This window comes from Clostridium sp. CTA-19 (assembly GCF_054767855.1).
In genome coordinates this window covers 1-11,231 of sequence record NZ_BAAABH010000004.1, presented here as the reverse complement: position 1 = coordinate 11,231, position 11,231 = coordinate 1, and the positions used below count along the sequence as shown (strand labels likewise).

The 11,231-nt window shown below is 27.0% G+C and carries 14 protein-coding genes; all 14 read right to left on the bottom strand.

Annotation, left to right across the window (positions count from 1 at the left end; genetic code table 11):
- Positions 1-330: 330 nt before the first annotated feature.
- Entirely contained in the window at positions 331-1,197 is an 867-nt protein-coding gene (locus tag ACYUE0_RS03255) for a polyprenyl synthetase family protein (RefSeq protein WP_061994827.1), read from the bottom strand.
- A 27-nt stretch (positions 1,198-1,224) separates the two neighbouring features.
- Positions 1,225-1,440, bottom strand: coding sequence for an exodeoxyribonuclease VII small subunit (locus ACYUE0_RS03250; RefSeq protein ID WP_061994828.1), 216 nt, complete (start codon positions 1,438-1,440; stop codon positions 1,225-1,227).
- The gene (gene xseA / locus ACYUE0_RS03245) at positions 1,440-2,645 is read right to left on the bottom strand and encodes an exodeoxyribonuclease VII large subunit (RefSeq protein ID WP_061994829.1); all 1,206 of its coding nucleotides are present in this window, start codon (positions 2,643-2,645) and stop codon (positions 1,440-1,442) included. The genes ACYUE0_RS03250 and xseA overlap by 1 nt, the downstream gene beginning before the upstream one ends.
- Entirely contained in the window at positions 2,635-3,483 is an 849-nt protein-coding gene (locus ACYUE0_RS03240; protein WP_061994830.1) for a bifunctional 5,10-methylenetetrahydrofolate dehydrogenase/5,10-methenyltetrahydrofolate cyclohydrolase, read from the bottom strand. Before ACYUE0_RS03240 ends, xseA begins: the two co-directional genes overlap by 11 nt.
- Before the next feature lie 1,051 nt (positions 3,484-4,534).
- Positions 4,535-4,936: a transcription antitermination factor NusB gene (nusB, locus tag ACYUE0_RS03235; protein ID WP_061994831.1), complete on the bottom strand. Its 402-nt coding sequence runs from the start codon at positions 4,934-4,936 to the stop codon at positions 4,535-4,537.
- A gap of 140 nt (positions 4,937-5,076) precedes the next feature.
- Positions 5,077-5,469 carry an Asp23/Gls24 family envelope stress response protein gene (locus tag ACYUE0_RS03230; protein ID WP_010292270.1) on the bottom strand — a complete coding sequence of 131 codons (393 nt, stop codon included), beginning with the start codon at positions 5,467-5,469 and terminating at the stop codon, positions 5,077-5,079.
- A 75-nt stretch (positions 5,470-5,544) separates the two neighbouring features.
- On the bottom strand, positions 5,545-6,066 hold the full coding sequence (locus ACYUE0_RS03225; RefSeq protein WP_199868892.1) for a SpoIIIAH-like family protein: 522 nt from the start codon (positions 6,064-6,066) through the stop codon (positions 5,545-5,547).
- Positions 6,067-6,107: 41 nt separating this feature from the next.
- On the bottom strand, positions 6,108-6,803 hold the full coding sequence (gene spoIIIAG / locus ACYUE0_RS03220) for a stage III sporulation protein AG (RefSeq protein WP_082761147.1): 696 nt from the start codon (positions 6,801-6,803) through the stop codon (positions 6,108-6,110).
- Positions 6,804-6,859: 56 nt separating this feature from the next.
- Entirely contained in the window at positions 6,860-7,450 is a 591-nt protein-coding gene (gene spoIIIAF / locus ACYUE0_RS03215) for a stage III sporulation protein AF (RefSeq protein WP_061994833.1), read from the bottom strand.
- A gap of 71 nt (positions 7,451-7,521) precedes the next feature.
- The gene (gene spoIIIAE, locus ACYUE0_RS03210) at positions 7,522-8,691 is read right to left on the bottom strand and encodes a stage III sporulation protein AE (protein WP_061994834.1); all 1,170 of its coding nucleotides are present in this window, start codon (positions 8,689-8,691) and stop codon (positions 7,522-7,524) included.
- Between the two features lie 12 nt (positions 8,692-8,703).
- Positions 8,704-9,087, bottom strand: a complete 384-nt coding sequence (gene spoIIIAD / locus ACYUE0_RS03205) for a stage III sporulation protein AD (RefSeq protein WP_010292278.1) — start codon at positions 9,085-9,087, stop codon at positions 8,704-8,706.
- A 19-nt stretch (positions 9,088-9,106) separates the two neighbouring features.
- Complete coding sequence (gene spoIIIAC / locus ACYUE0_RS03200) at positions 9,107-9,304, bottom strand: stage III sporulation protein AC (protein WP_010292279.1); 198 nt, start codon at positions 9,302-9,304, stop codon at positions 9,107-9,109.
- Positions 9,305-9,315: 11 nt separating this feature from the next.
- The gene (gene spoIIIAB / locus ACYUE0_RS03195; RefSeq protein WP_061994835.1) at positions 9,316-9,834 is read right to left on the bottom strand and encodes a stage III sporulation protein SpoIIIAB; all 519 of its coding nucleotides are present in this window, start codon (positions 9,832-9,834) and stop codon (positions 9,316-9,318) included.
- Entirely contained in the window at positions 9,827-10,750 is a 924-nt protein-coding gene (spoIIIAA, locus tag ACYUE0_RS03190; protein ID WP_061994836.1) for a stage III sporulation protein AA, read from the bottom strand. The genes spoIIIAB and spoIIIAA overlap by 8 nt, the downstream gene beginning before the upstream one ends.
- Between the last annotated feature and the right edge of the window lie 481 nt (positions 10,751-11,231).

Below are 11,231 nucleotides of genomic sequence, written 5' to 3'. Positions count from 1 at the left end.
GGTCAGTTACGCATGCCTTTGCGCTTGCCCCACATTCTTACTCCCAGCACCAACCCAAAACTGGGCGTTTTAAGCCAGCACAAGGAACTTCATCGATATGCTCTTCAACGGATTTTTAGCCCCGTCTTCAAAGATACTTACCCGACTAGAATACTGCACCACCTTTTTTATCACATTATATCATATGCATTTAAAATGTCAAAATCTCCATTTTACTGCTTTTTCCTTCATTTTTCTTTTCTTTCCCATTAAAAACAATTAAGTTTTTTCCATATTTATATACTACTTAAAATCATTTAATTTATATTTTAAACTAATAAAATATTACGATTAATAATTTCTTTTTAACAAGAATTCAGTAAGTTCTATTAATAAATCTACATTTTTATCTAATTGTCTTAGCAATTCAATACATTCATTTGTTAATTTTTCACAATATTCTTTACATTTTTCTAAACCATACATTGTAATAAAGTTGCTTTTTAAATTATCCTTATCACTTAGACTTTTTCCAGCTGCCTTTTCATCACCAATTACATCTAAAATATCATCCTTAACTTGAAATGCCAAACCAATTTTTTCTCCATAATCACTTAATGTTTCTAACTCTTTTTCAGTAGCTTCTCCTAATATGGCACCACTTAATATTGACGCTTTTATAAGCTGTCCTGTTTTGTTTTTGTGCATCTTTAAAAGCATTTCCTCAGATACCTGTTTATCTTCACTTTCAATATCTATGATTTGCCCTAATATCATACCTTCTGCACCAGCAGCTTCAGCTATCAATTTAGATGCCTTAACCTTTCTTTCTTCTAAACTCATACACTGATTAAACATTATAATCATTGATTCATTTAATAGTCCGTCACCTGCTAATATAGCTCTAGCTTCTCCAAATTTTTTATGATTAGTAGGCATTCCTCGTCTTAAATCGTCATCGTCCATACTTGGTAAATCGTCATGTATTAATGAGTACGTATGAATCATTTCCATTGATAAAGCAAAAGGTAGTGCTTCTTCATATTTTTCTTTATATAAATTATAAGTTAAAAGTAACAGTATTGGTCTTATTCTTTTGCCTCCAACCTTCATGCTATAAAGCATTGGCTCTAAATAATTTTTTAAATCTTCTGGCTTTGCATCAAAATATTCCAATATGTATTTTTCTATTAAATTTTTAAAGTCCTTAATATCCATTTTAAATACCTCACTAGTTATAACTTATTATTCTATATTAAATTCTTCTTCATTATCCCCTGATAATATCTTTATTTTCCCCTCATAATCATTTAAAATCTTATATAAATCATTACAAAGTTTAATTCCTTCTTCATATTTTTTCATAGATTCTTCTAGAGTCAATTGACTATTTTCCATTACATCTACTATATCTGTAAGTTTTGAAAATTTTTCTTCATAGCTTTCTTTTTTTCTTGCCATTAAAATTCCCCCTTCTCTTCTATGATGAAATTACTCTCTCCATTCTTTAGTTGAATTCTTACCTCTTTTACTTTTTTTAATTCACCAATATCTGGTATTATATTGTTTTTATTATCATATATAAGAGAATAACCTTTATTCAAAACATTTAATGGATTATGTGCAGTTAATAAGTTATATTTATTACTTATTTCACTTTTTTCTTTTTCAACTTTACTTTTTATTTTTGCTTCTAAAATATGTTTATATTTATCTACATTATTATATTGGTTAACCACAAAATTTTCTGGACTATTTAATTCTAATTTTTTTTCATATAAATCTATATTTCTTTTTTCTTGATGTACTCTTCGTTCCATACTGATATACATATTATTTTTCAACACTTGTATTTTTTCTTCTATTTGAGATAGAGTTGGAACAACTATTTCTGCCGCTTGTGATGGTGTAGATGCCCTTTTATCAGAAACAAAATCACTTATAGTGAAATCTGTTTCATGACCTATACCTGTTACTATAGGCTTTTTAGATTTTACAATAGCTCTTGCTACAATTTCTTCATTAAAAGCCCATAATTCTTCTATAGACCCGCCACCACGTGCAATTATAATAACATCTATATCATCTATGGAGTTTAATTTTTCTATAGATTTTACTATATCATCCTTTGCATTAATTCCTTGCACTAATGTTGGACATATTAGCATATTAACATTAGGATTTCTCATTTTTGCTACATTTATAATATCTCTAATTGCTGCTCCTGTATTAGAGGTTACAACACCTATCTTTTTAGGAACCAATGGTAATGATTTTTTTCTATTTTCATCAAATAAACCTTCTATCTCCAATTCTTTTTTTAGTTTTTCAAAAGCTACAAATAAATCACCAACACCATCAACCTCCATATGGTTACAATAGAGTTGGTACACTCCTTCTTTTTCATATACTGATATTCTTCCACTAACAACAACATTCATACCATTTTCTGGTATGAATGTTAATGAATAAGTATTGCTTTTAAACATAACGCAATTTATTTTAGAAGAATAATCTTTTAACGAAAAATATATATGTCCACTACTATGAATTTTTACATTAGATAACTCTCCTTTTATTTTTGAATTACTAAGAATAAAATCGTTATCCAATGTCTTTTTTATATAACTATTTAAAGTAGAAACTGTTATTATTTTATCGTACATTTTTCTCCCATGCCTCACATGTATTTTTTATAAGCATTGTTGTTGTCATAGCTCCAACACCACCTGGTACTGGTGTTAAATGTGATGCTATATCTATAACTTCATCGTAAACTACATCTCCCTTTATTTTACCTTCTACCATTGTAGTTCCAACGTCTATAACTACTGCACCCTCTTTTACAAAATCTTTAGTAACAAATCCTGGTCTACCCATAGCAGCCACTAATATATCCGCCTCTTTACATACATCTTTTAAATTTTTAGTTCTTGAGTGACATATTGTAACTGTTGCATTTTCATTTAACAATAATTGTGCTGCTGGTTTACCAACTATGTTACTTCTACCTATAACAACAGCTTTTTTTCCTTCTATGTTAGGTTCTACAAATTTTATAATTTCTATTACACTTTTAGCTGTACAAGGGATAAAACATTTATCACCTTTGTATAAAAGCCCTATATTAACATCTGTAAGCCCATCTATATCTTTTTTATAACTTATAGAAGATGTAACCTTCTTTTCATCAAATTGCTTAGGTAATGGCAATTGAAGTATAATTCCATCAACATTGGTATCTTCATTTAGTTCATTTATGTTTTTTATAAGTTCTTCTTCAGTAATAGATTCATCTAGAACTATAGATGTATATTTCACTCCTAATGACTCACTAAGCTTTTGCTGATTTTTCATATAAGAAATTGAACCCCCATCATTTCCTACTAAAACAGCAACCATTGAAGGTCTTCTAATACCTTTTGAAACCTTTTCCTCAATTAAACTCTTAATATTTTCCCTATAAGTTTTTGCAATTTCTTTTCCTTCAATTCTTTTACCCATTTGTATGCTCCCCCTTTTTAAATAAATAAATAGATTAATTCTAATCTATTTTAAACTTTTATATTAATTATTTTATAAAAGTAAATCAACTAACATTATAAAATATTTTACCATATATTATAATGTTAACTATTACATATATTATATTAATATATCATCAATTGTTCAACTTGTAAAAAAAACAATTTACTTCAATTATACCTATATAATATTAAGTATTATAGAGAAACAAGTTCTCGTTTAAATTTATTCAATAACTTTAAAATACTTTTATATAAAATGTAGTGTTGAATTCTAAGTTATTCGGAGTATGTATCACTATTTTGGATATCCAAGTTTTGGAATAAGTAGTTTTAAAAGTCAACTTGAAACCCTATAGTTCATTAATTACCTTAAATAACATTTATGAATTTATAAAACAAGCTGAAATTTTAATTTATATTTATCAGTTGATAAATGCTTAAATGACACATTGAAAAATAAATTTTTACAACTCAAAATCAATTGATAATATCATTTTACTATTAGTAAATTAAAACTTCAGCATATTTTTTATTAATTTATTTAAAAATTTCAAACTTAAATATATATTGATATTTTTCACTAGTAAAATTATAAATTATCTACTATTAAATATCTCTAATTATTATGGTAAATATAAACTTAATATAAGGTTCCAAACTAAAATCCAATTTATACCTTTATCAAGTGAGAATTTAGATATTACATTTAACTATCTAATTTAATAGATATTCGATTTATTCCATACCTCTTTTACTTGTAAAATCTGTTAATGTTTTTAATTAACGAAAATTCCTCATGAATAAGTAGATTACGGATACCCTCAACAGTGAATACATGCTCGAAAGTAGCTTAAATTCACGAACACATTTGAAATAAAAATTTTATATAATTCATGAATAAATTAAGATTCGAGCTTATTTCACTATCTCTATATAAAATTTAAAAGTAAACTTTGATAATTTTTTTAAAATTTACAAACTTAATTTTTATTTATATTACTCTAGTGCAAATTTTTATGTATAACTTACTATTTTTTTATTATGCTGTTTAATACACCATTAACAAAAGATGCTGAATTATCTTCACCATATTTTTTAGCAAGCTCTATAGCTTCATTTAGTGAAACCTTATTAGGAATATCTTCCTCAAATAATATTTCACAAACTGCTAACTTAAGAATTGATAAATTTATTTTAGATATTCTATCAATTTTCCATTTAACTAAATTATTTGATATTGTTTCATTTATCAAATCTAAGTTATCATTTACATTTTTTAATATTCTTATTATGTAAGAAAAATCAACATCCTCTAATTTCACCTCTGCATTTTCTTTAAAACTTTCTATAGTAGACATGTAATCTTCTTTATTAATTGACATTTCAAATAATAGCTTCATAGCTATATCTCTTGTTTTTCTTCTATTCATAAGTTCCTCCTATAAATTAAATGTTTTTCTTATAAACTCACTAAAAAAAATTATTTACTTATTTATTTTCAAACGAAGATAATTATATCATAAATATATGAAATTGAAAAACAAAACCCTCCACAAAGGGAGGGATATTTTTAAATTTCTTTTTCTTCTTTATCTGGTTTAGGGAGTATAACATTCTGAACATATATATTAACGGCAGAAACTGTTAACCCTGTCATTGTTTCAACGGTTCTTTTTACATTTTTCTGAACCTTTTCAGAAACTTCTGTTATGTTAATACCATACTCAACAACCACGTGTAAGTCTATTGTAGTACTATTTTCTTCTAGCGTTACTTTTACACCCTTAGATACATTTTTCTTCATTGGAAATAATTGACTTATTTCACCAGTTTTAGAACTCATTTCAACGATGCCTTTTATCTCAGATGCCGCTAACCCAGCAATAACACTTACAACTTCATCAGATATTTTTACAATTCCTATTTCTTCATTTAAATCTTCAAACTGTCTATTCTCTTCCATACTAGTACCCCCTTATTTATCGTAGGTAAAACTTGTTAAAAATATTATATCAGATAAAGATTTATATTACAAATACTATTCTATAACCTTTATTTGAACATTTTTTATGTTAGCCTTGCTTACTACTACATCTTTTATTTGTCTTAACTGTTGGTCACTTAGCTCTTTTTCATGTTTTACTACTATATTTGCCTTTTCATCTTCTAATTCACATACAACTTCTTCAAATCCTTGAGCTTTTAAAGCTAATTCTATATTTGTTTCTTTGTCTCCTCTTAAAGCTAGATTTTTATATTCTTCTGCTGCTTCTTTCTTTTGTTCTGCTGGAGTTTTATCGTTATCTAATAAACTCTTTAATGTTTGAGTTGCTTTATTCCTTGCTTGATCTCTACTTAATTTTGCTTCTGTAAAATAACTACTACTGCTTGTAGTTTTGCTTTTTTCCTTCTTTTTGTTATCTTTATCATTAGCTGCTGTTTCACCTATAAATTCTCCATCTGTAACATATAAAGGTGAGTTAACTTGAGTTGCTGCATATCCACATAACACTACAACTAATAGTAATGCTGAAATGATTAATGTTTGTTTTTTATTCATTTTTATATTCCCCCCAATTTTTATTTCTAACTAATTATATGCTAATTTTTCATAGGATATACCTGAACTTTTTCTTCTTCCAAATCAAATAAATTAGTAACAGCTTGGCGGACCCTAAGCTCTGTTATTTTATCTGAAGCACCTTCAGCAACAACACATATTCCTGTTATTTTAGGATTGTATGTTTTAACGATAAGAGGCTCAGTTTTAGACCCTTCATTGGACATTACAACTGTACTCCCACCATTTTCTTGATTTATGCTTCTTTCACCTCCAACAGTATCTTTTTCTGTCGTATTGCTCTTAGAGTCATTTATATTTAAAGCAGGCACTTGTTCTTCACCGCTCTCAAAATAAATCATAGCTTCAACTCTACCTACTCCATCTATTTTTTCTAATATAGATATGAGTTCACCTTGAACTTTTTCTTTATAATTTGAAGTTTCCATAGTTGCCTCTGTAATTTCTTCTTTATTTTCTTCTTGTACTGTTGCTGTAATATCTGAAGAATTTTTATCACCCATAATTTCACCTTGAGAATTTTGTTTAAAGAAGTTACCCATAAATAACAATGCTACTCCAATGAAAAACAAGATTAACAAATTATACATTTTACCTTTAGATTTGTTTCCATTTTTGTTTTCATCTTTATTATTATCTTTTCCTATACATTGCTGATTTATTCCATTTTCTTTAGATTCTGAAAAAAATTTAGCTTTTATTTTTTCAAAGTCCATATACACACCCCCTTATATTTTTAAATACAATTCTTTTCTTGAGTTTATAGTGAATTTTATCTTTTGCTAACGTATATTATGTCCTGTGAAATCTCATACTTTTCACTTAAATATTTTTTTATTTCCTTTGACTCTTCATCATCAGAATCTTCAAACTTATCCACTGTTACACTATTATCTCCCCCTATATCCACTTTTTTTATTTTGTCTATCATCCCATCCTTTAATGCAATTTGCATACTGTCTATTTTAAATGTTGTATTTTCTTCATCAAAAGAAGCTTGTACATCCGCACTAAACTTTTTATCTTTAAATTTATCTTCTAAATCACTTATACATTGACTTTCAAAATTTTTTTGAAAGTTTTCCAACGTATTTTCTATATTTATTTTTTTATATTTTTCATAATCTACTTCATATTCTTTATCAAATATATATGCCGTTGATTTATCTATTTCTTCATATATGTCAACTTGTGAATTTAAAAGTTTTACTATTGGATTTAACATAATTACCACTAATAATAAACCAAGTGCAAAGCTACAATATTTTTTTAATGAATTATCCGGAAGTATCATTTGTACAGCTGTTATAAAAAACATAGCAGTGCACAAAGTGATTATGAATCCTCTTAGTTCTTCAATCATTTTTACCACTCACCAACTTAAAATTTTATTTTTTAAGCTTTCTATATGTTATTAGCCACTGTTAAAAATATTTATATCATTATTATGCTTTTTCCCGTCCCTGCTACTATAGCAATCATTATAAAAAACATTATACTTACACTAATAACACAAGAACTTATTACTATTAATGATCCTCCAGCTGAATTTATAACAGATACTATTTTTTTATCACTAATTGGTTCTAATATAGCTGCTGTTAATTTATATATTAGTGCCATAATTAAAATTTTTATTATAGGCATCAATACTATCATTAAAACTATCAAAAGTCCTACAGTACTTATGGCATTTTTCAAAAGAACAGTATAACCAGCTACTGTAGATATAGCATCTGATAAAGTTTTTCCAATAACCGGTATAAAACTATCTACAGCAAATTTTGCAGTTTTCATAGTTACTGCATCTATACTTTTAGATGCAATACTCCTCACCGTAATCGTCGCTATAAAACCAGTTAAAAATATTCCTTGAACCCAAAGCGCTGATTTTTTTAGTAAATTAGTTAAATTACTTATCTTATAATCATCACAAATATTATTTACAAAATCGAGAACAAACCCCATAGATATAACTGGAATTAAAACAGTAGAATAAAATTTAGCACCTATACTGCTTATTGCCATAATCACCGGATCCATAAGGGTGGCTTCTGCAAATCCTCCAACACTTGCTAGAAGCATCATAAGTACTGGAAATAATGCGGTTATAAAATCACTCATTTCTTTTATCGCAGTTCTTGCAACATCTATTCCCATATAAAAACCTTTTGATACAAGTATTATCATCACTGAATAACAAGCAAAGTGAGCTATGTTAGATAAATTTTCATTGCTAAAAGCCTGTTGTAAATTATTTAAAAGTGCACTGACTATAGCTATTATAATAATTGATCCTACTAATTTAGATGATGCTAATATTTCTTTAACTGAATACATTAAAAGTGTTTTACTTAATCCTTGTATTGAAAATCCACCATCACCAGTTTTCATATAATTCTCAACAAATTCTTTTGGATTTAATCCTCTTAAAATCTCATAATCATTTTGCATATTTGATATATAATCATAGAGTTGATCCATTTTTTGTTTTTGTTCTTCTGTAATCTGAACCTCATCTATCTTTGTATCATTATTATCAATAGCTTGTACATTAAGAGGAATAAATAGTATTAAAGCTAATAAAAATAAAAACTTTTTCATAATATACCTCTTTTATAACATCTTTAATATAGTTTGCATTACGCCCATTAATATTGGCATTGCCAAAGTAAGTATTAAAATTTTACCTGCAAATTCAACTTTAGATGCTATACTCCCCTCCCCTGCATCTTTACAAACTTCGCTACAAAATGAAGCTAAATAAGCAATTGCCAAAATTTTAAATATTATATCTAAATATACGACATCTATATTTGCCTTATTAGCGATAGTCTGTAAGAAACTAATAACTATAGTAAGTTTACTTATTACGAACAAGAAAATTATAATTCCTGCAGCAGTACTAATTAAAAGGGCTATATCACTCCTATTATGCTTAAGGGTTTGTGCCATAAAGAGAGCTGCAAAAGCAAAGCCTACTACCTGTAATATCTCCATAATGCCCTCCTTTATATATCTAAAAATTTACTAAGGTTTGAATTGAAGAAAATAACTTTATTACTAATGTAGTTATCATCATTAATATAATTATTATTCCTGCAAAATTAACCATAGTTGCATAATCATCTCTACCTCCACTTTTTAAAACCTTATCCAATATTATTGTAACTATTCCTATTACTCCTATTTTTATTATCAAAGTAAAATCTAACATATATATCCCCCCTAGATAAGAATTATTACTATCATGGCACCTACAGTAAAACCTAAATATCTATACATTTTTAAGTTTTTCTTCAAATGTTCTTGTGCAGTTTTAATATTTTCTTTTAGATTAAATATTGATAGCTCAAACATGTCTTCTTGCCCTTCTAAACTCATCTCTCCCAAAGTTTTAGATAAGTTTAAAAATATAGAAATATCCTCTTTATTAAACCGTAAAGCATCTTTATTTTTTTCAAAAGCTTTGCTAAAAGCATCATATACACTGTCACATGAATTTTCACTTAACAAAACTGATATTTCATTCAAAGTTGTAGTTATAGGCTCTTTTGTATTTTCAGAGACTGTTATTAATGCACTGTGTAATAAAGAGTGACTATACGTAATTTCATTTTTTAAATGATACATAGCTCTTTGAAATTCTTTTAAATTAATTACTCTTATTTTTAAATTTTCACCATATATATAACCAGTCAATGACGAAGTGACTAAAACTATAAATGCCCCTAACAACCTAACCACTTAAAATTCCTCCTAATTCCTTTCCTTTTTTAAAATCATATACATATTCTATAGTTCCCACACCTTTTCTATTACTTAGCACAACCGCTCTATCAAATACATTGTTTTCCATAACTTCTCTAAATACTGGTCTTTTATATAAATCATCTATATCAAATCCATGTATAGTTGTAATAAGCTTTACCCCTGAATTTAAAGCTGCAATAATACTATCCATATCTTTATATGTTCCAATTTCATCACAAATTACAATTTCTGGTGACATACTCCTTATAGCCATTATTATTCCTTCACTTTTAGGACAACTATCTAGAACATCAGTTCTCTCACCTACATTCATTTGTGGTATTCCTTTAAAGCATGCAGCAATTTCGCTTCTTTCATCTATAACTGATACATTTTTACCTTTAAGATTTAATGTATAATTTCCATTTGATATAACCCGACAAACATCTCTTAATATGGTTGTTTTGCCACATTTAGGTGGTGATATTATTATGGTGTTTAATATTTCACCTTTATCTAAGATATAAGGAATAATAGTTTGTGAGCAATTTATTATCTCCTTTGCAACTCTTATATTTATAGATACTATATTTTTTATAGTTTTTACTTTATTGCCTTCCGTAACAACAGTTCCGCATATTCCTACTCTATGTCCACCTTTTATTGTTATATATCCCTGTTTAATTTCATCTTCAAATGCATATATTGAATAACTACTTATCTTTTGTAATATAAATTTCATTGTTTCAACAGATGGCTTATATTCATATTTTTTTTCTTTATTATTGGAATATATGAATAGTGGCTTGTTTACTTTTAATCTAATTTCTTGTAATTGATTTAATGGAATATCTTTTTCTATAAGTTCTCTTATATTTCTAGGTAAAACTTCAAGTATCTCTATAGCCATTTTTATCACCCTTTCATATTCCATTAATATTTACAAGTTGATAAAATTATTACTAAAACATTTAATTTTTCTTTCCCTGTTGTATACATATATAAGGAAACAAGCTCCAATTTAAATTTATTCAATAATATTAAAATATTTTTATACAAGATGCAGTGTTGAATTCTAAGTGATTCGGAGCATGTCTCACTATTTTGGATATCCATATTTGGGAATGAACAATTTTAAAAGTCAATTTGGAACCCTATATAGGGAAACAATTTCTAACTTAAATTTATACATGAAATTTTTGTTATCAGTTGAGAAAAATAAGTGCAAATATATTTAGTTAAGAATTATGAATTATGAATTTAGGATGAAAGTGGCAACCACTTTCTGAAAATGATTTTAAAAAATCTATCAATATAATTTGATTTGAAAGTTTATAAAAATATACGTTGAGAATTACTAGGAACGAAGTAAATAGTAATAACCACAACTG

Bases quoted from the DNA above. Each gene is read 5' to 3' on its own strand.
- spoIIIAE (WP_061994834.1), bottom strand. From the start codon at position 8,691: ATGAAAAAGTTTTTATTTTTATTAGCTTTAATACTATTTATTCCTCTT.
- ACYUE0_RS03255 (WP_061994827.1), bottom strand. From the start codon at position 1,197: ATGGATATTAAGGACTTTAAAAATTTAATAGAAAAATACATATTGGAA.
- ACYUE0_RS03225 (WP_199868892.1), bottom strand. From the start codon at position 6,066: ATGAATAAAAAACAAACATTAATCATTTCAGCATTACTATTAGTTGTA.
- spoIIIAG (WP_082761147.1), bottom strand. From the start codon at position 6,803: ATGGACTTTGAAAAAATAAAAGCTAAATTTTTTTCAGAATCTAAAGAA.
- spoIIIAA (WP_061994836.1), bottom strand. From the start codon at position 10,750: ATGGCTATAGAGATACTTGAAGTTTTACCTAGAAATATAAGAGAACTT.
- spoIIIAD (WP_010292278.1), bottom strand. From the start codon at position 9,087: ATGGAGATATTACAGGTAGTAGGCTTTGCTTTTGCAGCTCTCTTTATG.
- ACYUE0_RS03230 (WP_010292270.1), bottom strand. From the start codon at position 5,469: ATGGAAGAGAATAGACAGTTTGAAGATTTAAATGAAGAAATAGGAATT.
- nusB (WP_061994831.1), bottom strand. From the start codon at position 4,936: ATGAATAGAAGAAAAACAAGAGATATAGCTATGAAGCTATTATTTGAA.
- ACYUE0_RS03240 (WP_061994830.1), bottom strand. From the start codon at position 3,483: ATGGGTAAAAGAATTGAAGGAAAAGAAATTGCAAAAACTTATAGGGAA.
- spoIIIAC (WP_010292279.1), bottom strand. From the start codon at position 9,304: ATGTTAGATTTTACTTTGATAATAAAAATAGGAGTAATAGGAATAGTT.
- ACYUE0_RS03250 (WP_061994828.1), bottom strand. From the start codon at position 1,440: ATGGCAAGAAAAAAAGAAAGCTATGAAGAAAAATTTTCAAAACTTACA.
- xseA (WP_061994829.1), bottom strand. From the start codon at position 2,645: ATGTACGATAAAATAATAACAGTTTCTACTTTAAATAGTTATATAAAA.
- spoIIIAF (WP_061994833.1), bottom strand. From the start codon at position 7,450: ATGATTGAAGAACTAAGAGGATTCATAATCACTTTGTGCACTGCTATG.